The organism is Methylobacterium sp. V23 (assembly GCF_002917135.1).
In the GTDB taxonomy this organism is placed as follows: domain Bacteria; phylum Pseudomonadota; class Alphaproteobacteria; order Rhizobiales; family Beijerinckiaceae; genus Methylobacterium.
Map to the genome: position 1 here is coordinate 104,751 of NZ_PDHT01000012.1, position 23,289 is coordinate 128,039.

Consider the following 23,289-nt stretch of genomic DNA (forward strand, 5'->3'; position numbering starts at 1 on the left):
GGATGGTTAGCAAGCGCGGGAATGGAGCGCGGACACTGCGAGAGACTGGCCGGATACGCCTCCCCAGCGCTGAGATCGGTTGAGGAGGGGCGTCCCCGATGAACGACTTGCACGAGGGTCCCCTCACGCCCATCGCCACCAAGCAGGCCGCCGCCCCGAAGCTCACGGCGCGGGAGCAGCGTCGGCTGCGGCGTCGGCGCCGCCGGCGCGGCGAGGAGATCCTGGGCTGGATCCTGGTTCCGGTGATCGTCTTCGGACTCTACTGGGGCGTCACCGCCAGCCTCGATTTCCTCGGGACCTCGCCGGGCCAGCTTTGGGACCAGCTGATGCAGGTCAAGGCGATGATGGAGAAGCGCAGCTGATCCGGACGCCGGTCGAACCGACCGGCGCCGGTCTCACGTCAGACCCAACGCAGCACTTCGGCGACGCGCGGAGGCTGGTCGTCCGCGGGGATCGACCGGTTTCGATCCGTGCCTTCAGCCCCGCCGCAGGGCGTGGATCGAGAACAGCCGATCGGGATCGGTCCAGACCGCTTCAGCGCCCCAGCCAGCCTCGCCCGCCAGGGTGCGGAAGCTCTCGACCGTGTACTTGTAGCTGTTCTCGGTGTGGATCGTCTCACCCTCGGCAAAGGCGATGCGGCGATCCGCGATGCGGATGGTCTGGGCCTTCAGGCTGACGAGGTGCATCTCGATACGGGAGGCCTCGGGGTTGAAGAAGGCCCGGTGGACGAACGCGTCGAGATCGACCTCCGCGCCGAGCTCGTGGCGCATCCGCACGAGCAGGTTGCGGTTGAAGGCCGCCGTCACGCCGGCGGCATCGTCGTAGGCGGCATCGAGCACCGCCTTCTCCTTCACGAGGTCGATACCGATGATCAGGGTGGCGCCCGCCCCGAGCACCCGCCCGAAATGGGCGAGCAGCCGGGTCGCCTCGGGCGGCTCGAAATTGCCGATGGTGGAGCCGGGGAAGAACCCGGCGACCGGGCCGCCCGACAACCCGGCCGGGAGGGTGAAGGCCCGGGTGAAATCCGCCGCAACGGGGGCGATCGTCAGGTTCGGGAAGTCCCGGGCCAGGGCCTCGGCCTCGCTGAGCAGGAAGCTCTCCGAGACATCGACCGGGACGTAGGCCGCGAGGTCCGGCCGGTGCACCATCAGGCGCCGGACCTTCACGGTCGAGCCGCTGCCGAGCTCGACGAGGGTCGCCCGGGCCGGCAGGGTCGCGGCGATGGCCGATCCTTGTGCGTCGAGAATGCCGAGCTCCGTGCGGGTCGGGTAGTATTCCGGTTGCCGGGTGATCGCCTCGAACAGGTCCGAGCCAGCGGCGTCGTAGAAATACTTCGCCGACAGGAACTTCTGGGGCGCCGAGAGGCCCGTCAGCACATCGTCCAGGAACTGGCGCTCGGCATCGATGGCCGCGATCGGGGTCGCGTCCGTGAAGACGGGGTTGATGGTCAAGGGACGTCTCCGGGCACGCGACGGGTCGAGGATCAGGACCGGGCGTCCGACAGGCGCAGGCCCGTGAACTGCCAGCGTTGATGGGGATAGAAGAAGTTGCGGTAGCCCACCCGCGCATGGCCCTGCGGCGTCGCCACCGAGGAGCCGCGCAGGACGAATTGGTTCGACATGAACTTGCCGTTGTACTCGCCGAGCGCGCCGTCCACCGGGCGGTAGCCGGGGTAGGCCGTGTAGGCGCTGCGAGTCCATTGCCAGACGAGTCCGAAGGCGTCGGGGAGCTTGTCCGCGCGGGCCGCAACTTCCCACTCGAACTCGGTCGGCAGGTCACGCCCGGCCCAGCGAGCATAGGCATCGGCTTCGTAGTAGCTGATGTGGGTGACGGGAAGGTCGGGATCGACCGGCTGGATGCCGGCAAGCGTCATGCTCGCCCATCCGCCCTCGGTCTCGCGCCAGTAGCCCGGCGCTTCCCACCCTTCGGTCTGGGCGGCGATCCAGCCGTCCGAGAGCCAGAGCTCGGGCCGCGCGTAGCCGCCAGCCGCCATGAATTCGCGCCACTGCCCGTTGGTGACCAGGGCCCTGTCAAGGGTGCCGCCCTGGATCAAGGCATCGTGGCGCGGGGATTCGTTGTCGAAGGAGAAGCCCTCGCCCGCATGGCCGATGGACTCGATGCCCCGGCGCAGCTCCGTGCGTCCGCCGGTGCTCTGGGGCCTCGGGAAACGCCAATCCCCGTCATAGGCCGGGCCGAGCGGGTTCTGCGCGAAGGCGTGCAGGATATCGGTGACCAGCAATTCCTGGTGCTGCTGCTCGTGATAGAGCCCGATCTCGAGGACCGGGAGCACCGCCTCGAGGGCATTGGCGGAGGCCTGGCTCAGGAGGGCATCCACCGAGCGGTCGACATGCGCGCGGTAGGCAGCGACCTCGTCCGCCGTCGGCCGGGTGATGAGCCCGCGCATAATCCGGGGCTGACGGGGGCCGGCGGCGACGTAGTACGAGTTGAAGAGATAGTGCAGCCGCTCGTCGTAGATGGCGTAGCCCGGCAGGTGCTCACGCAGCAGGAACTGCTCGAAGAACCACGTGGTGTGCGCGCGATGCCATTTCGTCGGGCTGGCATCCGCCATCGACTGGACCTGCTGGTCCTCCGGGGACAGCGGCGCCGCGCGGCGCTCGGTCTCATCGCGGACGTGATGGAAGGCCGCGATCCAGGCTGCGCGGTCCACCGGCATCGCCGAGAGGGGCGGGGGTGGGAACGCAGACCGGCCGGGCTCGGCCACAGGGGTCTCCCGAAACGCTGCCGACGCTGCCATGGCGGCCACTCCCATACCTGAACCCGCAAACCTGAACGTGAGAGAGGAGATATGGCCCCGCGGCCATTCGGCAACGGAGACCGTGCGGGGTCCTTCGTCGCGGCTACGCTCGGACCGCCGGGTCGATCGCCTTTTTCCGGCCACGGTGACCTCCCCTTAACCCTTCGGGGCCGACACTTCGCCGTTCACGCGGGACAGTCGGGCCGGACTCGGATGCGGATCGATCTCATGGCAGGAGCGACCACGGCGGCCGTGGCACGGAGCGTAGCGCCCGCGCCCACCATCCTGGTGTTCGATTCCGGGCTGGGTGGGCTGACGGTGCTGGAGCAGGTCCGGCGGGCCCGACCGGATGCCGCCTACGTCTACGCCGCCGACGATGCCGCCTTCCCGTATGGCCGCCTGTCCGAGCCGGTGCTGGTGGAGCGGGTGCTCGGCGTCATGGAGCGCCTGCTCGGGCTGCACGCGCCGGACCTCGTCGTGGTGGCCTGCAACACCGCCTCGACCCTGGTGCTGCCGGCCCTGCGCCAGCGCTTCGCCACGCCCTTCGTCGGCGTCGTGCCGCCGATCAAGCCGGCCGCGGAGGCGACGCGCTCGGGGGTGGTCAGCCTCCTGGCGACGCCCGGCACCGTGGCGCGCGCCTACACCCACGAACTCGTCGAGACCTACGCGAGCGCCTGCGCCGTCACCCTGGTGGGCGCCCCGAACCTCGCCGGCTTCGCGGAAGCCGAGATGGCCGGCCAGCCCGTGGACGACGCGGCCCTGGCCCGCGAAATCGCCCCCTGCTTCGTCACCCTGGAGGATGGCCGGCGGACCGACGTGGTCTGCCTCGCCTGCACCCACTACCCCCTGCTCCTGGCCCGGTTCCGGGCCCTTGCCCCCTGGCCCGTGACCTGGATCGACCCGGCCCCGGCCATCGCCCGGCGGGTGACGCAGCTGATCGGGCCGAGCCCCCGCGCCCTGGGCCGGGACGATGCGCCGGTGCTCGGCGCCTTCACCAGCGGCGCCGGCCTCACGGCGCCCCTGCGCCGCTCCCTGGAGGCCCGAGGGGTCGGGCGCGTCGCGGTGGAGGCGATGCCGCTCGGCCTGCAATAGGTGATGGGCAGCCGGCTCGGCATTGACGGAGGCGGCCGCGTGCTCTAACGAGGCGCCGGTAACGGGGCTCCGACGAGGGGCCCCGATGCTTTTCAAGCGCACCCGTGGGCGGCAATGTCCGTCCTGTCGCTCCGCTTCAGGCTTCCGGGCCCGGCGGAGAGAGGAGGGCGCGTTCCTCGATAGATCTCCATTGCGAGAGGAACCGCGATGTCAAAACGCATTCAGGCGAAGCACAAGCTCGATCGCCGCATGGGCCAGAACATCTGGGGCCGCCCGAAGAGCCCCGTCAATCGCCGCGAGTACGGCCCCGGCCAGCATGGCCAGCGCCGCAAGGGCAAGATGTCCGACTTCGGCACGCAGCTGCGCGCCAAGCAGAAGCTCAAGGGCTACTACGCCAACATCACCGAGAAGCAGTTCCGCCGTTACTACGCCGAGGCGATCCGCCTGCGCGGTGATTCCGGTGAGAACCTGATCGGTCTGCTCGAGCGCCGCCTCGACGCCGTCGTGTACCGCGCGAAGTTCGTCCCGACCCCGTTCGCGGCGCGTCAGTTCGTCAACCACGGCCACGTCAAGGTCAACGGCCAGCGCGTCAACATCGCCAGCTATCTCGTGAAACCGGGCGACCTGATCGAGGTCAAGGATTCCTCGAAGCAGCTCGAGATCGTCGTCGTGGCCGCGCAGCTCGCCGAGCGCGACGTGCCGGACTACATCGAGGTGGATCACTCCAAGATGACGGCCCGCGTCACCCGCGTGCCGAACCTCGGCGAGGTTCCCTACCCGGTCCAGATGGAACCGAACCTCGTGATCGAGTTCTATTCGCGCTGATCCCAGCGGATCATCGCCGACGATACGAGAGGGCCGCCCGCGAGGGTGGCCCTTTCTCGTTGAGGCGCAGGTTTCGGGAACAACGGCTTCGGAGGCGAGGGTTTCGGCCGAAACGGTCGCGAGAGCTCAGCGGGGGAGGGTGCCGGCGCCCGGGGCTGCGCGGTTGCGCGACCGCAGGGCGCGGGACGCATCCCGGGCGCTCGGCGGAAGACCGCCGTCGGCGGCTCCCGGCTCATCCCCCGGCGCAACAGGCCCGACGCGGCGCCTGTCCCGCCCGCCGGTCTCGAAGCCGTAGCCGGCATTCACGCCGGCATAGAAGCCGGTGAAGTCCTCGGCCGCGGCCGGAGCATGCGCCGCCAGCCCGGCAAGGCCGATCAGCGCGAGGAGGGTGGTCCGCATCCCGATCTCCAGAGGCCCTGGCCTCTCTCGCGACGTCAGCCTGAAACGCGAAACGGCGGCCGGGGCGGGCCGCCGTTTCAGTCATGCCGTGAAAGGTGGCCGCAACGCGGCCAGCCCGTGTCGATCAATCGTCGACGTTGATGCTCTGGGCCTCGCGGCCCTTCTGACCCTCGACGACGCCGAGGACGACCTGCTGGCCTTCGGCCAGGGAGTCGAGACCGGCGCGGGAGAGGGCCGAACGGTGCACGAACACGTCCTTGCCACCGTCGTTGACGGAGACGAAGCCGAAGCCCTTGGCCGGGTCGTACCACTTCACCGTGCCGGTCATCTCGGTGGACGGACCGCTGGCGAAACGACCGCCGCCACGATCACCGCCGCGGTCGCCGTAGCTACCGCCGCCACCGCCACCACCGTAGCCGCCGCCACCGCCGAAGCGGTCGCCGCCACCGAAGCCGCCGCTGCGGGGCGGACGCGCGTCGCGCATGGGAGCGGCCTCGGCCGTGGAGGTGTCCACGCTGGTGACATCGGTCACCTGCGGACCCTTCTGGCCCTGGGCGGTGTGAACCGTCAGGCGCGTGCCGGGGAGGAGGTCGGCATGGCCAGCAGCTTCAACGGCGCGGATGTGGAGGAAGGCATCGCCCGAACCGTCAGCCAGCTCGACGAAACCGAAGCCTTTCTCCTTGTTGAACCACTTGACCGTCGCATCGCGCTCCGGTCCAGAGGGCGCCGCAGCGGCGCGCGACGGACCACGGTCGAAACCGCCGCCACCGCCGAAACCACCACCGTAGCCACCGCCGCTCGGAGGAGCCTGATCCGGCCAACGCGGCTCGGCTCCACCCTCATCGAAGCCGCGCTTCTGCGGCCCCCGAAAATCACGACCACGTCCCATAGAAAGCTCGCAAAAACCGTCCGCCGACCATCAGTTTCGATAACCGCGTGCGCGCCATCCCAGACAGCCCACGCTCCGCCCTATCATTACTCCCAGCAGCGGTGACCAAGAATAACGCCTTAGTCCTGACTGAAAGCCGCCTTGATCGCAAGATGCTTCTGCCCCGGTTGGCGAGAGTTCCGTAACTTTCCTGCGGCAAAATGCGTAGCTTTTTAGCGCACCCCCGCGCCGCTCGCGGCCCGTGCCCGCCGCTGAGGCAATTCTCGCGACCGCCGATCGAATCGATTTGCTGACCGATGTTAGCAAAGCGCAAAGTCCCGAACGGTAGGCTGTCGGCGGGGCATGTCCGCCCCGAGCCGCCGGGCCCGATGCCGCATCCATGATCGCGACCCCGAGTTTTCCGGACCTCTCGGCACTGGTGGTCGACGAGAGTCTCTACATCCGCCGCATCGTCCGCGACATGCTGATGCGCGTCGGGATCAAGCGGGTGCTGGAGGCGCCGGACGGGGCCGAGGCCCTCGGCGTCCTGGCGGAGAGCAAGCCGGACCTCACCATCATCGACTGGGATCTGGCGATCCTCTCGGGCGAGGAGTTCATCCGCCTGGCGCGCACGCCCACCACCTCGCCGTCGCCCACCGTCCCGATCATCCTGATGCTGGCCCAGCCCCGGCGCAACGTGGTCGACCGGGCGATCTCGCTCGGGGTCAACGAGATTATCGCCAAGCCGTTCTCGCCCAAGACCCTGTGGTCGCGCCTCGACGAGGTGATCAACCGGCCGCGCCCGTTCTCGCAGGTGAAGAGCCTCCTCCGGCCGGTGCCGCGCATGGCGGCGGCCAGCAAGCTCGGGTGAGCGCCGGCCTGCTTCGTTCGAGCGCCTGAATTCATCCCAGATGCGGTCGTCCGGGCGATCGAGGCTTTGCAGTTTGCCGGGGAGACCTGTAGCGTCCCACGGGACTGTTGGTCCGGCTCTCCGCCGAGGGCCATGATCGAGGATTTCGGCTCAGCCGATGAGGGACGAGAGCGCCGCGACCATGCCGGCCCGCCCGAGCGGCGGGAAGACGCCGCTAGCGGCACCGGTGGCGCGCGCCGATACGCCGGCTTCGGCCAGCCGTCCGGGCCGGCGCAGCGCCTATGCGGCCCTCGACCTCGGCACCAACAATTGCCGCCTCCTGGTGGCCGAGCCGGCCTCGCACGGCTTCCGGGTGATCGACGCCTTCTCGCGGATCGTCCGTCTCGGCGAGGGGCTCGGCAACGCGGACCGGCTCAGCGAGCCCGCGATCGAGCGGACCCTCGAGGCCCTTCGGGTCTGCAAGGCCAAGATGCAGGCCCGCGGCGTGGTGAGGGCGAAGATCATCGCCACCGAGGCCTGCCGCCTCGCGGTGAACGGCGCCGCATTCGTCGAGCGGGTGCGCAACGAGGTCGGGCTCGACCTCGAGATCGTCGACCGGCAGACCGAGGCCTACCTGGCGGTGACGGGCTGCGCCGCCCTGGCCGACCCCTATTCCGAGTCGGTGGTGATCTTCGACATCGGCGGCGGCTCCACCGAGATCGCCTGGCTCGACGGCGCGGCGACGAACCCCTCGGCCGATCCGACCCTGCGCATCCGCGCCTGGGATTCCCTGCCCGTGGGCGTCGTGACCCTGGCCGAGCGCCACGGCGGCTCCGACGTCACCCGCCTGACCTTCGAGGGCATGGTCGAGGAGGTGGCCGATCTCCTGGCGCGCTTCGCCATTCGGGCCGCGCCCGCCGCGAATGCTCGGCACTTCCACCTGCTCGGCACCTCCGGTACGGTGACGACGCTGGCGGCGATGCACCTGCGTCTCGCCCGCTACGAGCGCCGGCGGGTCGACGGTCTCTGGATGAGCGACGCCGATGTGGGCGAGGCGATCGACGACCTCCTCGACACCCGGCTCGAACAGCGCGCGGACAATCCCTGCATCGGGCGGGACCGGGCGGACCTGGTCCTGGCGGGCTGCGCCATCCTGGAGGCGATCCGCCGGGCGTTTCCGTCGGACCGCCTGCGCATCGCCGATCGCGGCCTGCGCGAGGGCCTCTTGATGAACATGATGCGTGAGGACGGCGTCTGGCGCCGTGGGAGCTACCGGTGAGTGACAGGCGTGGTGCCGGCGCGGGTCTGCGCGGCGAACTCAAGCAGCGGGTGAAGACGGGGCGGGGCCGGACCGCCTCGCAGAAGCGCTGGCTCGAGCGCCAGCTCAACGATCCCTACGTGGCCCGGGCCAAGCGCGAGGGCTACCGCTCGCGCGCAGCCTTCAAGCTCATCGAGATCGACGAGCGCTTCAAGCTCCTGAAGCCCGGCCAGCGCATCGTCGACCTCGGCGCGGCCCCCGGCGGCTGGTCGCAGGTGGCGGCCAAGATCGTGGGGGCCAGCGGCAAGATCGTCGGGATCGACCTGCTCGAGATCGAGCCGATGGTCGGGGTCGACTTCATCACCCTCGACTTCCTCGCTCCCGAGGCGCCGACGCTGCTCACCAACCTCCTCGGGGGGCCGGCCGACCTCGTGCTCTCCGATATGGCCGCCAACACCACCGGCCACAAGCAGACCGACCATCTGCGGATCATCGGCCTCGCCGAGACCGCGGCCGAATTCGCCCGTGAGATCCTGGCGCCCGGCGGATCCTACCTCGCCAAGGTGTTCCAGGGCGGCACCGAAGGGACGCTGCTCGCCGACCTGAAGCGGGACTTCGCCAGCGTGCGCCACGTGAAGCCGAATGCGAGCCGGGCCGATTCGAGCGAACTCTACGTCTTGGCGACGGGCTATCGCGGCCCGACCGGCGCGGCGGTCGAATCGCAGGACGACTGAGCCGGACCGATCCCGGCCATGGAAGCGTGACCATAATGCACTGCGTGCAACGCAGCATGCTGACTCACGCAGAGCTCTGCATTTCCGACGACTTCCGCTTCAAAAACTTATGCGATGCGTAACCATTAAAATTTCGATTTTTGCATTATAATTGGTGCCGTTCCGGAGCCTCTAGAGAATTATAGCCCAGGCCGCATTGTTGCGCACTGCAACATCCCTGGTGCAGGACGGCGGCTCCGCGAGATCGCCGAGAGCCTTTTGCATGTTCGAGATGTTTCAACCTCAGCCCGGTTCTGAGACTGAAAAACTGTTCCACCGTCGCAAGTTCCTCGAGTTCCTGTCGGCCAGCCCCGTGGTGGCGCCGTCGATGGTCACCGCCCTCGCGGGCCTCTCGGCCCTCGGCACCGACGCCGCCATGGCGCAGAGCTACGACGTCCTGCGCCAGTCCCCCGGCAATGTCGGCGAGATCATCGATTCGCCGAGCCAGGCCCTCAACGTCTTCGATTTCGAGCCCGCGGCGAAGAAGGCGCTGCCCCCGGCCCATTACGGCTACCTGGCCAGCGGCGTCGACGGTGACGAGACCCTGAAGGCGAACCGCGAGGGCTTCGAGAAGATCCGCATCCGCGCCCGCCGCCTGATCGACGTGCGCAAGATCGACACCACCGTGAAGATCTTCGGCGAGACCTGGGCGAGCCCGATCGTCCTGGCTCCGGTGAGCAGCCAGGCCGCCTTCCATCCCGAGGCCGAGTCGGCGGTGGCCCGCGGCGCCAAGGTCAAGGGTCACCAGATGATCCTGTCGACCGTGGGCAGCACCGCGATCGAGGACGTGATCAAGGAGCGCGGCGCGCCGGTCTGGTACATGCTCTACCCGACCGACGACTGGGCCGTGACCGAGGCCCTGGTGAAGCGGGCCGAGAAGGCCGGCGCCCCCGCCATCGTGCTTACGGTCGATCGCCAGGGCGGCCGCAACACCGAGACGCTGTTCCGGGAGCGTCGCCTCGACACCCGCACCTGCTCGGATTGCCATACGCCGGGCTTCAAGAACGAGGTCAGCCGCAAGCCGATGTTCGACGACATCGACGTGTCGAAGGTGACGAACCTCTACGGCACGGGCATGACCTGGGACTACGTGAAGCGCCTGCGCGGCATCGTGAAGGGCAAGCTCGTCCTCAAGGGTATCGTCACCCACGAGGACGCCAAGAAGGCCCTCGATTACGGCGTCGACGCCCTGATCGTGTCGAACCATGGCGGCCGCGCCGAGGAGAGCCTCGAGGCGACGATCGATGCGCTTCCCGAGGTGGTCCAGGCGGTCAACGGCAAGGTGCCCGTCCTCATCGACGGCGGCTTCCGCCGCGGCACCGACGTGATCAAGGCCCTGGCGCTCGGCGCCAACGCGGTCTGCATCGGCCGCCCCTACGTCTGGGGTCTGGCCGCCTTCGGCGAGCCCGGCGTCACGGCGGTCCTGGCGATCATGCAGCGCGAGTTCGAGACGATCATGCGCCAAGTCGGCGCGACGAAGCTCTCCGAGATCACCGCCGCCAGCGTCAGCCGCGCCTGAGATCGTCACAGGGCGGCGAAGCCCATTCGCCGTCCTCTCCAGATCGCTTCTTGGGCGGAACCGCCCGGGGCGCGATCTGTCGTTCAGGGCCCGGTCGGCAGACCAGCAGGACAGGTTCGGGAAGACTGTGCATCCCCTGAACCATCCCTGCCCCTCGCCGGTATTGCGCCGAAGGCTCAGGACACCTTCGGCCTTTAAGTCGGGACGGGGCGAGACCCAGCGCAGCGAAGGATCGCCGCGCAGCTGCCGCGCACGGGATCTGTTCAGCGCGGCAATCGTCTGATCTTCAGGGCCGGATCATTACGCTTTCATTAGCCCTGATCGCCACGATCCTTCGACGACGTCGCGGTCATCAACACATCTTCCATGATCCGCAGTCCAGGTTGCCGGTCTTGATCCGGGCGCCTGCCCCGGACGCGCAGGCGATGTGGAGTTGTCGATGGTCTCCCGGCTTCCGGTCTCCCGGTTTCTGGTCTCCCTGTTCGCGGCCGGGATCGGCTTCGCCGCGACGGCGGCGGCGGCCAAGGACATTCCCTTCGCGAAGGTGGCGGATTGGGACATCAGCCGCAGCGGCGATGGGGCCAAGGCCAAGTGCATGATGGTGCGCGGCTACCAGGATGCGGACGACGAGAATGCCAGCGCGGTGGCGATCGGGACCTACCCGGGATTCCTGGTCATCTCCCTGGGCTACCAGGGCTGGTCGCACGACAAGGGCGACCGCACCGTCGTTCTCCTGGCGGGCGGGAAGGTGGTCGACCGGCGCTCTAAGTGGAAGGCCGACGACACCCAGTTGACCGGCGAGTTCCCGGACACGCTCCTGCCGCACCTCATGGGCGCCGACGCCATCGTGCTGCGCTTCAAGGACGGCGACGCCGACTTCAAGATTCCGGCCTTCGCCGAAGCCTTCGCCGCGTTGAAGCGCTGCAGCGGCACGTCGGCGGAGGTCGCGGCGGAGCTTCCCTCGGAGGGCCGCATCGCCAACTACGCGAGCGGGCACTTTTTCGAGAAAGCCCTCAAGGAATGCGAGGTCGCGAGCACGGGCAAGCAGCGCGCCGATCTCGAGGCCAAGCTGGCGGCGATGCGCCCGGAGATGAGCCCGATCCAGGCGGCCATCGACAGCGAACTCGGCAAGCGCTTCACCGACCCGAAAGCCCCTCTCTGCCCGAAGGCGGAGGACGCGGCGAGCTTCGGCACCGCCCTCGACCAGTACCTCGCCCTCGGGCCGGACGCCTTCGCGGCCGCGACGGCGCGACGCCAGGATGAGCGGAAGGCGGCCGCACGGCCCTCGGAGACCCGGATCAAGGTCTACGGCATGGGCCTGATCTTCCAGAAACTCCTGGGAAGCTGCGAGATCCCGACGACGGTGCGGCAACGGGCCGCCTTCGATGCCAAGCTCGCCGCCCTCGGCCCCGAGATGGCCCCGGTCATGGAGGAGATCCAGGGGAAGCTGCAGCCGACCTTCGCGAAGCCGATACCGGAGCTCTGCACCGCGTTCCGCGACCTGTCGGACGACCCGCAGCCCATCGTCGCCTTCACGACCCAGACGCCCGAGGCGTTCGCCGGGTTCATGGATGCCCGCGAGGCCGCCGAGTCGGCCGCCAAGTCGGCCGCCAAACCGGCGGAGACGCCGGCGCCCGGCGCCAAGCTCTGAGCTGCGACCGCCCCCGTTCCCATCGGAGAATCCCGTCATGAAGCGCCCGTCGCCGGCCCGGTCCTGCCTGTTCGGCCTGCTCGCGAGTCTCGTCGCCTCCGGGGCCGCACGGGCCCAACAGCCTCTTCCGCAAGAGGCATTTCAGCAGGAGCGGCCGCTGTTCGAGAGCCTGAACGGCTGGCAGGTCGAGCGCGCCGCCAGCGTCACGGGCAGCCCCGCCTGCGTGATCGTGCGGTCCTACGTCGACGAGGACGATGACGACGCCGACAATTCGATCACCTTGGCGCTGGAGAACAAGGCCCTGGTCGTGGTGCTGACCTACAGCAAGTGGCAGCACGACCGGGACGAGAAGATCACGGCCGCCACCGAACTCGGTGGCAAGACCGTCAACGCCAAGGCGACCTGGACCGGCAACGGTACCCGGCTCGTCGGGACCTTGCCCGCCAGCCTCGTCGAGAAAGCCGCCGAGTCCGAGGAGATCCTCCTCAAGGGCAAGGGCTGGAAGGCGGGCTTCGACCTGAGCGGCGTCTCCGAGGCCGTCGCGGCGATGAAGCGCTGCAACGCCGGCGAGCGACCGAAGCCGCGCTCCTGACGCCTCAGATCCGGCAGGCGCCCTCCAGCGCCGTGTTCTCGGCCTCGGTGAAGACCCGGGACCGGATCAGGAAGCGCTTGTCGCGCCCGTTCTCGAGGGAGAACATGCCGCCGCGGCCGCGCACCACGTCGAGGATGAGGTGCGTGTGTTTCCAGACCGCGAATTGCGGCCGGCTGATCCAGAAATCGGCCCCCGCCACGGTGCCGAGATGGACGTCGCTGTCGCCGGTGAGGAAGTCGCCGAGGGGGTAGCACATCGGCGACGAGCCGTCGCAGCAGCCGCCGGACTGGTGGAACATCACCGGTCCGTGCTCGGCCCGCAATTCCTCGATGAGCTCGATGGCGGCGGGGGTCGCGGTGACGCGCAGGGGCGTCCCGTCGGCACCGACCTGGTCGGCGGTGGTCGGATTGCGGGCGGTCTCGCTCATGGAGGATCTCCGGGGGAGGACGTTCGGGCAGAGACGCCCGGGAGAGGACGCCGGGGAGAGGACGCCGGGATGAGATAGGGCGGCCAACGAAAAAGCCCCGGCCGTCATCCGGCCGGGGCGAGTTTCACTCGGGTGTCAATCTCGAAACCGGCTCCTAGAAGAAGCCGAGCTTCTTGGCGGAGTAGCTGACGAGCATGTTCTTCGTCTGCTGGTAGTGGTCGAGCATCATCTTGTGGTTCTCGCGCCCGATGCCGGACTGCTTGTAGCCGCCGAAGGCCGCGTGGGCCGGGTAGGCGTGGTAGCAGTTCGTCCAGACGCGGCCGGCCTGGATGGCGCGGCCGAAGCGGTAGGCGCGGGTGCCGTCGCGGGTCCAGACGCCGGCGCCGAGGCCGTAGAGGGTGTCGTTGGCGATGCTGAGGGCGTCGGCATCGTCCTTGAAGGTGGTGACCGAGAGGACGGGGCCGAAGATCTCTTCCTGGAAGATGCGCATCTTGTTGTGGCCGCGGAACACGGTCGGCTTCATGTAGTAGCCTTCCGCGAACTCGCCGTCCTTGACGTTGCGCTCGCCGCCGGTGAGGCACTGGGCGCCTTCCTGCTTGCCGATGTCGACGTAGCTGAGGATCTTCTCCAGCTGCTCTGAGGAGGCCTGGGCGCCGATCATCGTGGCGGGATCCAGGGGCGACCCTTGCGTGATCGCCTCGACGCGCTTGATCGCCCGCTCCATGAAGCGGTCGTAGATCGACTCGTGCACCAGGGCGCGGCTCGGACAGGTGCAGACCTCGCCCTGGTTGAGGGCGAACATGGTGAAGCCCTCCAGCGCCTTGTCGAAGAAGTCGTCATCCTCGTTGGCGACGTCGGAGAAGAAGATGTTCGGCGACTTGCCGCCGAGCTCCAGCGTCACCGGGATCAGGTTCTGCGAGGCGTACTGCATGATCAGCCGGCCCGTCGTCGTCTCGCCCGTGAAGGCGATCTTGGCGATGCGGGGCGAGGAGGCCAGCGGCTTGCCGCACTCGAGGCCGAAGCCGTTGACGATGTTGAGCACGCCCGCCGGCAGCAGGTCGGCGATGAGCTCGGCCACCACGAGGATCGAGGCCGGGGTCTGCTCGGCGGGCTTGAGCACGATGCAGTTGCCGGCCGCGAGCGCCGGGGCGAGCTTCCACACCGCCATCAGGATGGGGAAGTTCCACGGGATGATCTGGCCGACGACGCCGAGCGGCTCGTGGAAGTGGTAGGCGACGGTGTCGTGGTCGATCTCGGAGATCGAGCCCTCCTGCGCGCGGACGCAGCCGGCGAAGTAGCGGAAATGGTCGATCGCCAGGGGGATGTCGGCGTGGGTCGTCTCGCGGATCGGCTTGCCGTTGTCCCAGGTCTCGGCCAGCGCGATCAGGTCGAGGTTCTCCTCCATCCGGTCGGCGATCTTGTTCAGGATGCGGGCGCGCTCGCCCGGCGCGGTGCGGCCCCAGGCCTCCTTCGCGGCGTGGGCGGCGTCGAGGGCCTTGTCGACGTCGGCGGCGTCCGAGCGGGCGACTTCGCAGATCACCCGGCCGGTGATCGGGGAGGTGTTCTCGAAGTAGCGGCCGGCAACGGGCGCGACCCACTGGCCGCCGATGAAGTTGTCGTAGCGCGCCGAGAACGGCGCCTTGGTACCCTGGTTGAGAAATTCCGGCTTGTTCATCGCAGTTCCTCCTGATTGTTCTTATGGGCGGCAGCCAAGGCCAGGCGCGGCGTCAAATCAAGGTGGACTTTTGGCCAACGGAGTGTCGCGCAGGGGCGTGGCTCGGATGATCGGCGCGCCCGATGGCGTCGTGACGCGGCGCGGATGTTAGACCCGTTCGGGCGGGTTGGCGACCCGGACGGCCCTCAGCGCGGCCCGAGGCGGGCCAGGCGGCGGTTGCCGATCCGATGGGCCGTCTGCGCGTCGATCCGGGGGCCCGCGCGCGCCCCGCCGGGCAGGTCGAGGAGGAGGCCCGTCGCCCGGCCGTCCGGCTCGATGTCGAGGGCGAGGCGGGTGCCGTCCTCGGCCACGAAGACGCGGTCGCTCTCCGGGGTCAGGCCGAGGCGGGCGGGCCCGGCCCCGCGGGCGACGAGGCGGTCGCCCTCCCGGGCGAGGGAGACCACGGCGCGGGGTCCCGTCCGGTAGACCCCGACGTAGCGGTCGAGCACGGCGGCCGGCACCGCGATCTCGGTGACCTCCGGCTGCCCGAGGGCGAGGGCGCCGAGGCGGCGGGACAGGGTCTGGGCCGGCGTCGTCTCGGTGTTGCCCAGGACGACGACCGTCAGGCCGAGATCCGGGTAGCTGTCCTTGATCGCCGAGAACCCGTCGAGGAAGCCGCCGTGGGACAGGAGCCGCTGGCCATAGGCGCGGCCGACATAGAGCCCGAGCCCGTAGCCGTGGCCGCTGTCCCGGACCATCTCGGCCAGCGCGGCCGGGCGCAGGATCCGGCCGGAGAACAGGGCGGCGTCCCAGGCCACGAGGTCGTCCAGGGTGGAGACGAGGCCGCCGGCCCCGAGGACGGCCGCCGACACCACGGGGGGCGCGTTGCGCCACTGCCCGGCGACCCGGTGATAGCCGGCGGCCCGCTGCGGGATCACCGCCTCGAGATCGGCGTCGCCGGTCTCGGCGAGGCCGGCCGGGGCGAGGACGAGGCGGTTCAGCGCGGTGGCGAAGGGCGCGCCGGTGATCCCCTCGACGATCGCCGCCAGGAGGATGTAGCCGGTGTTGCTGTATTCTTGGGCCGAGCCCGCCGGGAACAGCAGCGCCTCGCGGAAGAGCCGGCCCACCACCGCCATGGGCGTGCGGGCGGTCCGGGCGAGGAGGGTCGGGTAGTCGGGCAGGGCGGTCACGTTGGGCAGGCCGGCGGTGTGGTCGAGAAGCATCCGCAGGGTGATGGGCGCCCAGGTCGCCGGCAGGCCGGGCATGTGCTGCGCGGCCGGGTCGTCGAGCCGGAGTTGCCCGGCCTCCTGCAGCGTCAGGATCGCGGCGGCGGTGAACTGCTTCGTCAGGGAGGCGATCCGGAAGCGGGTCTCCGGGGTGTTGGGCACGGACCATTCGCGCTGCGCCGCCCCGTAGGCCTGCCGGAACAGCACCGCGCCGTCCCGGGCTACGATGACGGCGCCGGAGAAGATCCCGGCCCGGGCGTAGGGCCGCACCAGGGCGTCGGCCCGGGCGGCGAAGTCCGGCTGGGGCGCCGCGACCGGCGCGACGGCCTCGGCCCGGACCGGCTGGCCCGACAGGAGGGCACCGAGGAGCCCGAACTGGACGATCCCGCGACGCGTCTCTTGCATGCTGCCGCTGTTCCGCTCCCCGACGCGCCGCATCTCCGGCACCCGGGCACGGTTCTCCGAAATTGTGGCGCGAGCGCGCCGAGGAGCCCGCGCGGCAGCCATGCAGCGCCCCGGATGGCCCCGCCGTGCCGAAGGCACCAAGAGCCGGACGAAACGTTCTGGCTCGACGGTGATCCGCCGCGCCGCCCCAGCCCCCGAGGACCGTCCCAGGTGAGCACCACCCCGGCCCAGACCGCTCCGGCCAAAATCGTCCCGGCTCAAACCGCGCACGCCCCGGCACCCCCGATCCCCGACGCCGTCTCCGGACCCGCCGCATGGCCCTGGACGGGCCCGGGCTTCGGCGAGTTCGTCGGAATCGTCGCCCTGATGATGGCCGTGACGGCGATCTCGATCGACAACCTGCTGCCGGCGTTCCCGGCGATCCAGGCGCGGTTCGGCGTGGTCGACCCGAACAGCCTGCAGCTCCTCATCTACGTCTACATGATCGGATTCGGCACGGCGCAGATCGTCTACGGGCCGCTCTCGGACACCTACGGCCGGCGCTCGGTGCTGCTGGCGGGCCTGGCGATCTACGTCGTCGGCACCGGCCTCGCCATGGTGGCGCCGTCCTTCGGCTGGCTCCTGGCGGCGCGGATCATCCAGGGCATCGGCGCCGCCAGCGGGCGCGTGCTGTCGACGGCGATCGTGCGCGACCGCTTCGCGGGGCGCGAGATGGCGAGCGTGATGTCGCTCATCATGATGGTGTTCCTGATCGTGCCGATGATCGCGCCCGCCATCGGCGGAGCCATGCTGCTGTTCGGTTCGTGGGTCTACGTCTTCGTCTCGATGCTGGCGCTCGCCGGCATCCTGGTGCTCTGGTTCGCCTGGCGGATGCCCGAGACGCTGCATCCGGAGTACCGGCGGCCGTTCTCCCTCGGCGCGGTGGCCCAGGCGGTGGCCATCACCTTCCGCAACCGCGTGGCGGTGGGCTACGCCACGGCGCTGGGCCTGCTCACCGGCTGCATCATGGGCTATGTCGGCTCGGCCCAGCAGGTGTTCGACACGGGGCTCTACCATCTCGGGGGCCTGTTCCCCCTGGCCTTCGGCCTCGTCGCCGGCGCCATGGGGGCCGCCACCCTGGTGAATGCCCGCCTCGTCCGGCGCCTCGGCATGCGGCCGCTGTCCCATGCGGGCCTGAGCCTGTTCGTCGTCGTGGCGGTGGGGCAGGTGGTGGCGGGGCTCGCCTATCACGGTCACCCGCCCCTGGCCCTGTTCCTGACGATCCTGGCCGCCAACCAGTTCCTCATCAGCTTCGCCATGCCGAACTTCAACGCCCTGGCGCTGCAGCCCCTCGGCGAGATCGCCGGCACGGCCTCGTCCTTCCTCGGCTTCTACACCACGATCCTGGGCGCCTTCTGCGGCTTCCTGATCGGGCATGCCTTCGACGGCTCGGTGCTGCCCATCGGCATCGGCTACGCGCTCCTCGGCGGCCTCGCCCTCGCGGTCGTGGCCTGGACCGAGCGGGGCCGCCTCTTCCGCGGCGGCGTCTCCGGTTGAGGGGCTCGCAGCCTTAACGCCGTCTTCAGGCGGTCACGACAAAGCTCGGTGTCCCAGGATACCTGACGGAGCCCCAGACGTGACCGGCCGTGCCCAAGACGGACTGCTCTTCCTCACCCGGCTGCTGCTCGCCGCCGCGCTGCTGCCCACCGGGGTCGCCCGGGCCCTGAACGTCTCCGGCTTCGCCATCACCCTCGCGGCCACCGGCCTGCCGTCGCCGAACGCCGTCGCCACCGCGGCCGTGATCGTCCAGGTGTTCGGCCCGGTGGCGCTGATCCTCGGCGTGCTGCCGCGCCTCAGCGGGCTGGCGCTCGCCGTCTTCGTCGGCGTGATGGCGGTGCTGCTGCATCCGTTCTGGCAGTTCGTCGGCCCGAGCGCGGTGGCCGAGCGCACCCTGCTCCTGGCCGATTTCGGTCTCGCCGGCGGCTTCCTCATGTACGCGATGACCGGACCCGGCCGCTGGAGCTGGCAGGGCTGGCGCCAGGGCGCCCGCGCCGCGGCGAGCCCGGCCCGGTCGGCGGCCAAGCCGACGGCCGGCGCACGGGGCGGCTCGAAGCCGAAGCGCGCGCCCGGCGGCCGGGCGCCCGCCCGCGCCGCGGCCTGAGGCCCGCGCCCCCGGGCGTCCTACGGCATCGCGTTGCGTGGGGCGGCGGCGACCAGCCGGTGCCCCGAGACCTCGGCCCCGGCCTCCGGGCTGAGCCGGCGGAAGGGGAAGAACGACATCACCGAGATCAGCGCCACGGCCAGGAAGGCTGGGGCGAAGTCCTGCGCCGCGATCTCGCTGCGGCCGTGGAACGCGGCGGCGCCCTCCAGGGCCAGGGCCCCGAGGGACACGCCCAGGCTGAGCGAGAGCTGCTGCGCCACGCTGGCGAGGCTGGTGGCCGCGCTCATCTCCCGGGTCTCCAGCTCGGCATACGCGATGGCGTTGACGCAGGTGAACTGCAGGGAGCGCACGCAGCCGCCGATCAGCAGGAGGCAGATGATGATCGCGTGCGGGGTCTCGGCGGTGAACAGGCCGTTCACGGCGAGAAAGGCCGAGGCGACGAGGGCGTTGACGAGCATCACCCGCCGGAAGCCGTAGGCGCGCAGGATGCGGGGGCCGATGATCTTGATGAGCAGCGCCCCGGCCGCCGCCGCGAAGGTGATGAGGCCCGAGCGCAGGGGATCGAGGCCGAAGCCGATCTGCAGCATCAGCGGCAGCAGGAACGGGATCGCCCCGGTGCCGATCCGGAACAGGCTGCCGCCGGTCACCGCCGCCCGGAAGGTCGGATAGCGCAGCAGGTCGAGGCGGATCACCGGATGGGCGATGCCGCGCGAATGCCGGAAATACAGCGCCAGGAGGAGTCCCCCGGTGACGAGGCAGCCCCAGGAGACCCCGTCCGGCAGGAGGTGGCGGCCGGTGGAGGCCAGGCCGAGCATCAGCGTGGCCAGCCCCAGCCCGGAGAGCAGGAAGCCGAGGACGTCGAGGGGCGGCCGATCGCTCTCGCGGATGTTCTCGAAGTAGAGCGTCGACAGAACGATGCCGGCGATCCCGATCGGGATGTTGATGAAGAAGATCCAGCGCCAGTCGAAGTAGGTGGTGATGAAGCCGCCCAGCGGCGGACCGAAGATCGGTCCGATCAGGGCGGGGATCGTCAGGTAGGCGAGGGCGCTGACGAGTTCGCTCTTGGGCACGCTGCGCAGGATCACGAGGCGTCCGACCGGCACCATCATGGCCCCGCCGATCCCCTGGAAGAACCGGGCGGCGACGAAGCCCGCCAGGGAGTTCGAGGCCGCGCAGGCCAGCGAACCCGCCATGAACACCCCGAGTGCGACCCGGAACACCGTGCGGGCCCCGAACCGGTCCGCCATCCAGCCGCTGATCGGGATGAAGATCGCCAGGCTGACGAGGTAGGCGGTCAGCGCGAGCTTGAGGGCGATCGGGTCCTCGTTCAGGCTCCGGGCGATGGCCGGCAGCGCGGTGGCGATCACGGTGGAATCGGTGTTCTCCATGAACAGCGCGGTGGCGACGACGAGGGGAACGATCTGGGAGGTGCGCATCGGCGAGACATAGGTCCGGTCGGGCCGTTCGGGTGCCTCATACCGACGAAAAGCCGCGCCGCGGCAAGCGCGCGTCCCGTGACGAATGGCACGGGATGAAAGCGGCATGTCGCACGTGCAGGGCCTGACGCCTCCGGCGGCGTGGCCCTGCGGCCACATCGGTCCAGCATCGGACCGGCGACGGGCCTGCTCACCTTTCCACAATGTTGCTGGAGCCGCTAAGCTCGCCGGCATGATCTGGACGCCGCAGGTCTCCCCCTCGGAAAGGGCTCCTTCGGGAGACGCCTTTCCCGGGGAGGCGTGCCGAGCGTCCACCCGCGCGTCCCCAAGAAAGTCACCGATGCTTCCGAGGTTCGAACATCGACGCAGGCTGGCAGGCTTCGTCTCCAGCCTTGCCCTGGCGGCCGCGGTCGCGGGCTGCGGCACCGTGGTGCTCACGGAATCCGGCGCCCTGACTCGCTACGACCGCCTCGCCGGCAGCGACGAGACGGCCAGCTCCTCACGAATCTTCGTCGATCCGGCGGCCCTCGCGGCCACCCGGACGGTGCGGATCGTGCCCACCTCCTTCTCCGAGGTCGTGGCCCCGGGCCTGACCCCGGCCGAGCGCAAGCTCGTGGCCAACGCGGCCGACCGGGCCCTCTGCTACGAACTCTCCCTGCGCTACGACGTGGTCTCGGGCCGCAAGGCCGACCTCACCGTCCGCTCGGCGGTGACCCGGATCGACCTCACCAACGTCCCGGCGGCCGGCGCCACGGTGGCGACCTCGGCGGGCATCACCATCGCGTCCCAGCTCGGCGCCGGTTTCGCGACGGCCGTCGGCCGCATCCCGATTCCCCGCATCCCCATCGGTCTCGGCAGCCTGACGGTCGAGGCCGAGGCCCTCGACAGCCGCAACGTGCAGCGGGCCGCCATGGTCTGGGGCGGGGCGAGCAACGCCTTCACCAACCAGGCCCGGTTCTCCCCGGCCAGCGACGCCTACGACCTCGCCGGCGAGTTCGGCCAGGATTTCGGCTTCTACCTCGCCACCGGCCAGGACCCGTTCAAGGCGCCGCTCACGCTGCCGACCTACGATCGCGTCCGCATCACGACCCTCGGCGAGGCGCCCCTCGACCCGGATTGCGAGGCGTTCGGCCGCGCGCCCGGCATCGACGGCATCCTCGGCGACTACGTCGGCGCCCCGCCGGAATGGACCGACAAGGGACCGGCCGAGGGCCTGCCGGGCGCCCCCCGAGGCGTGCGCTAGGCGCAACCCCCACCGGAGAACGGCGCCCCTGGCGCATTTTCCTGTCGGACGCGCGCACCGGCGGCTTTGCGCCGGTTCCTCGCGCATGATACTGGCCCGTGCCAACCCAGTGACGTCGGAACGCCCGTGAGGGCCCGACGCAGCACCCGTTCCGGAGTTGGTTCATGGCCCGCATCACCGCTGATTCCATCATCGAGGGCCTGACCTTCGACGACGTCCTGCTGCGCCCCGCAGCCTCCTCGGTGATGCCCACCGAAGTGAAGATCGCGAGCCGGCTCACCCGCTCGATCCACCTCAACCTGCCGATCCTGGCCTCGGCCATGGACACCGTCACCGAGGCGCCGATGGCGATCGCCATGGCGCAGAACGGCGGCATGGGCGTCATTCACCGCAACCTCGAGCCGGCCGAGCAGGCCGAGCAGGTCCGCCTCGTCAAGAAGTACGAGTCGGGCATGGTGCTGAACCCCATCACCATCCACCCGGACGAGACCCTGGCGGACGCGTTCTCGCTGATGAAGCAGAACCGCATTTCCGGCATCCCGGTGGTGGAGCGCGGCCCCAACGGCTCCCGCGGCAAGCTCGTCGGCATCCTCACCAACCGCGACGTGCGCTTCGCCACGAACTCGTCCGAGACCGTCGCCGACCTGATGACCCGCGACCGGCTCATCACCGTGCGCGAGGGCGTGAGCCAGGACGAGGCCAAGCGCCTGCTGCACCAGTTCCGCATCGAGAAGCTGCTCGTCGTCGACGACCATTACCGCTGCATCGGCCTCATCACGGTCAAGGACATCGAGAAGCAGGTCGCCTATCCGGGCGCGGTCAAGGACGAGCAGGGCCGCCTGCGGGTCGCCGCCGCCACCACCACCGGCGACAGCGGCTTCGAGCGGGCCGAGCGCCTGATCGATGCCGGCTGCGACGTGATCGTGGTCGACACGGCCCACGGCCACTCGATCAAGGTGCTCGACGCGGTGCGCCGGGTGAAGCAGCTCTCCAACGCCGTGCAGGTGGTGGCGGGCAACGTCGCGACCCGCGACGGCGCCCAGGCCCTGATCGATGCCGGCGCGGACGCCATCAAGGTCGGCATCGGCCCGGGCTCGATCTGCACCACCCGCATCGTCGCCGGCGTGGGCGTGCCGCAGCTCACCGCCCTGATGGAGGCCGTCGAGGCCGCCCATGGCGCGGACGTGCCGGTCATCGCCGATGGCGGCATCAAGTACTCGGGCGACCTCGCCAAGGCGATCGCGGCCGGCGCCTCCGTGGCCATGCTGGGCTCGCTCCTGGCCGGCACCGACGAGGCCCCGGGGGAGGTGTTCCTGCACCAGGGCCGCTCCTACAAGAGCTACCGCGGCATGGGCTCGGTGGGCGCCATGGCCCGCGGCTCCGCCGACCGCTACTTCCAGGCTGAGGTCAGCGACACCCACAAGCTCGTTCCCGAGGGCATCGAGGGGCAGGTGCCCTACAAGGGCCCGGTGGCGGCGGTGCTGCACCAGCTCGCCGGCGGTCTGCGGGCCGCCATGGGGTATGTCGGCGCGCCGACGATCCCCGAGTTCCAGGAGAAGGCGCAGTTCATCCGCATCACCAATGCGGGCCTGCGCGAGAGCCACGTCCACGACGTGACCATCACCCGCGAGAGCCCGAACTACCCCGGCCGCGCCTGACCGGCGCTGCGTGCGCCCGTGCCGGATGTCCGGCCGGGTCGCCGCCCGATAGGAATCGCCGTGTCCGTCCAAGCCATCCTGGCCCCCGTCTTCGCCCAGGTTTTCCTCACCTTCGCGCTGCTGTTCTGGACCGGGCGGATGCGCCTCTCCGCGGTGCGCGGCGGTGCCGTGAAGGGCCGCGAGCTGACGCTGGGCCAGCGCAACTGGCCGGCCCCGGCCCAGCAGGCCGCCAACACCTTCTCGAACCAGTTCGAGATCCCGGTGCTGTTCTACGTGCTCGTCGGCCTCGCCCTGGCCACCCGCAAGGCCGACCTCCTGTTCGTGGTCATGGCCTGGGTCTTCGTCGCGACGCGCTTCGTCCACGCGGGCGTGTATCTCTCCACGAACCACATCCCGTACCGCTTCCGGGCCTACGCCGTCGGCACGCTGGTGCTGCTCGCGATGTGGATCCTCTTCGCGATCCGGATCTTCCTGGCGCCGATCGGCATCTGACCCGGTACGATGGCGCGGCCTGACGG

22 protein-coding genes are annotated in these 23,289 nt (G+C 69.9%); 14 read left to right on the forward strand and 8 right to left on the reverse strand.

Annotation, left to right across the window (positions count from 1 at the left end; all coding sequences use genetic code 11):
- Window positions 1-98 precede the first annotated feature (98 nt).
- Complete coding sequence (locus tag CRT23_RS13445) at window positions 99-362, forward strand: hypothetical protein (RefSeq protein WP_103710120.1); 264 nt, start codon at window positions 99-101, stop codon at window positions 360-362.
- 114 nt (window positions 363-476) lie between these two features.
- On the opposite strand, the gene egtD is transcribed toward CRT23_RS13445, so the two are convergent.
- Together egtD and egtB are read right to left on the reverse strand one after the other, a co-directional pair.
- Window positions 477-1,445, reverse strand: a complete 969-nt coding sequence (gene egtD / locus CRT23_RS13450; protein ID WP_245436213.1) for an L-histidine N(alpha)-methyltransferase — start codon at window positions 1,443-1,445, stop codon at window positions 477-479.
- 38 nt (window positions 1,446-1,483) lie between these two features.
- Window positions 1,484-2,755: an ergothioneine biosynthesis protein EgtB gene (egtB, locus tag CRT23_RS13455; protein ID WP_103710122.1), complete on the reverse strand. Its 1,272-nt coding sequence runs from the start codon at window positions 2,753-2,755 to the stop codon at window positions 1,484-1,486.
- A gap of 213 nt (window positions 2,756-2,968) precedes the next feature.
- Between egtB and murI the strand changes: the two genes are divergently transcribed.
- The gene (murI, locus tag CRT23_RS13460; protein WP_103710123.1) at window positions 2,969-3,847 is read left to right on the forward strand and encodes a glutamate racemase; all 879 of its coding nucleotides are present in this window, start codon (window positions 2,969-2,971) and stop codon (window positions 3,845-3,847) included.
- A 207-nt stretch (window positions 3,848-4,054) separates the two neighbouring features.
- Window positions 4,055-4,672 carry a 30S ribosomal protein S4 gene (gene rpsD, locus CRT23_RS13465; protein ID WP_055953400.1) on the forward strand — a complete coding sequence of 206 codons (618 nt, stop codon included), beginning with the start codon at window positions 4,055-4,057 and terminating at the stop codon, window positions 4,670-4,672.
- Window positions 4,673-4,798: 126 nt separating this feature from the next.
- On the opposite strand, the gene CRT23_RS13470 is transcribed toward rpsD, so the two are convergent.
- Both CRT23_RS13470 and CRT23_RS29605 read right to left on the reverse strand, forming a co-directional pair.
- Window positions 4,799-5,071, reverse strand: a complete 273-nt coding sequence (locus CRT23_RS13470) for a hypothetical protein (RefSeq protein ID WP_103710124.1) — start codon at window positions 5,069-5,071, stop codon at window positions 4,799-4,801.
- Between the two features lie 124 nt (window positions 5,072-5,195).
- A complete protein-coding gene (locus tag CRT23_RS29605; RefSeq protein WP_055953406.1) occupies window positions 5,196-5,960 on the reverse strand; it encodes a cold shock domain-containing protein in 765 nt (254 codons plus the stop codon).
- Between the two features lie 379 nt (window positions 5,961-6,339).
- Here CRT23_RS29605 and CRT23_RS13480 point away from each other — a divergent pair, with 379 nt between their 5' ends.
- From CRT23_RS13480 to CRT23_RS13505, 6 genes are all read left to right on the forward strand, one after another.
- Complete coding sequence (locus tag CRT23_RS13480; RefSeq protein ID WP_055953409.1) at window positions 6,340-6,810, forward strand: response regulator; 471 nt, start codon at window positions 6,340-6,342, stop codon at window positions 6,808-6,810.
- A 157-nt stretch (window positions 6,811-6,967) separates the two neighbouring features.
- Window positions 6,968-8,068: a Ppx/GppA phosphatase family protein gene (locus CRT23_RS13485; protein WP_055953412.1), complete on the forward strand. Its 1,101-nt coding sequence runs from the start codon at window positions 6,968-6,970 to the stop codon at window positions 8,066-8,068.
- Entirely contained in the window at window positions 8,065-8,781 is a 717-nt protein-coding gene (locus CRT23_RS13490) for an RlmE family RNA methyltransferase (RefSeq protein ID WP_103710125.1), read from the forward strand. The genes CRT23_RS13485 and CRT23_RS13490 overlap by 4 nt, the downstream gene beginning before the upstream one ends.
- Before the next feature lie 262 nt (window positions 8,782-9,043).
- Window positions 9,044-10,339 carry an alpha-hydroxy acid oxidase gene (locus CRT23_RS13495; RefSeq protein WP_245436197.1) on the forward strand — a complete coding sequence of 432 codons (1,296 nt, stop codon included), beginning with the start codon at window positions 9,044-9,046 and terminating at the stop codon, window positions 10,337-10,339.
- 439 nt (window positions 10,340-10,778) lie between these two features.
- A complete protein-coding gene (locus CRT23_RS13500) occupies window positions 10,779-11,990 on the forward strand; it encodes a hypothetical protein (RefSeq protein WP_103710126.1) in 1,212 nt (403 codons plus the stop codon).
- 37 nt (window positions 11,991-12,027) lie between these two features.
- Window positions 12,028-12,582, forward strand: a complete 555-nt coding sequence (locus tag CRT23_RS13505; RefSeq protein WP_103710127.1) for a hypothetical protein — start codon at window positions 12,028-12,030, stop codon at window positions 12,580-12,582.
- A gap of 4 nt (window positions 12,583-12,586) precedes the next feature.
- Here the strand turns inward: CRT23_RS13505 and CRT23_RS13510 are convergent, their stop codons facing one another.
- The 3 genes from CRT23_RS13510 to CRT23_RS13520 form a co-directional block, all read right to left on the reverse strand.
- On the reverse strand, window positions 12,587-13,009 hold the full coding sequence (locus CRT23_RS13510) for a DUF779 domain-containing protein (RefSeq protein ID WP_103710128.1): 423 nt from the start codon (window positions 13,007-13,009) through the stop codon (window positions 12,587-12,589).
- Between the two features lie 154 nt (window positions 13,010-13,163).
- A complete protein-coding gene (adh, locus tag CRT23_RS13515) occupies window positions 13,164-14,684 on the reverse strand; it encodes an aldehyde dehydrogenase (RefSeq protein ID WP_055953430.1) in 1,521 nt (506 codons plus the stop codon).
- 185 nt (window positions 14,685-14,869) lie between these two features.
- Window positions 14,870-16,294: a serine hydrolase gene (locus CRT23_RS13520; protein WP_103710170.1), complete on the reverse strand. Its 1,425-nt coding sequence runs from the start codon at window positions 16,292-16,294 to the stop codon at window positions 14,870-14,872.
- A gap of 366 nt (window positions 16,295-16,660) precedes the next feature.
- Here CRT23_RS13520 and CRT23_RS13525 point away from each other — a divergent pair, with 366 nt between their 5' ends.
- Both CRT23_RS13525 and CRT23_RS13530 read left to right on the forward strand, forming a co-directional pair.
- Window positions 16,661-17,830 (forward strand): multidrug effflux MFS transporter, encoded by a 1,170-nt coding sequence (locus CRT23_RS13525; RefSeq protein WP_103710171.1) that lies wholly within the window; start codon window positions 16,661-16,663, stop codon window positions 17,828-17,830.
- A gap of 79 nt (window positions 17,831-17,909) precedes the next feature.
- A complete protein-coding gene (locus CRT23_RS13530; protein WP_103710129.1) occupies window positions 17,910-18,434 on the forward strand; it encodes a DoxX family protein in 525 nt (174 codons plus the stop codon).
- 20 nt (window positions 18,435-18,454) lie between these two features.
- Here CRT23_RS13530 and CRT23_RS13535 read toward each other — a convergent pair whose 3' ends face one another.
- Complete coding sequence (locus CRT23_RS13535) at window positions 18,455-20,104, reverse strand: MDR family MFS transporter (RefSeq protein WP_348628855.1); 1,650 nt, start codon at window positions 20,102-20,104, stop codon at window positions 18,455-18,457.
- Between the two features lie 106 nt (window positions 20,105-20,210).
- Between CRT23_RS13535 and CRT23_RS13540 the strand changes: the two genes are divergently transcribed.
- From CRT23_RS13540 to CRT23_RS13550, 3 genes are all read left to right on the forward strand, one after another.
- Window positions 20,211-21,113 (forward strand): DUF3313 domain-containing protein, encoded by a 903-nt coding sequence (locus tag CRT23_RS13540; protein WP_103710131.1) that lies wholly within the window; start codon window positions 20,211-20,213, stop codon window positions 21,111-21,113.
- A 164-nt stretch (window positions 21,114-21,277) separates the two neighbouring features.
- Complete coding sequence (gene guaB, locus CRT23_RS13545; RefSeq protein ID WP_055953442.1) at window positions 21,278-22,771, forward strand: IMP dehydrogenase; 1,494 nt, start codon at window positions 21,278-21,280, stop codon at window positions 22,769-22,771.
- 60 nt (window positions 22,772-22,831) lie between these two features.
- Window positions 22,832-23,263 (forward strand): MAPEG family protein, encoded by a 432-nt coding sequence (locus CRT23_RS13550; RefSeq protein ID WP_055953445.1) that lies wholly within the window; start codon window positions 22,832-22,834, stop codon window positions 23,261-23,263.
- Window positions 23,264-23,289: the final 26 nt, after the last annotated feature.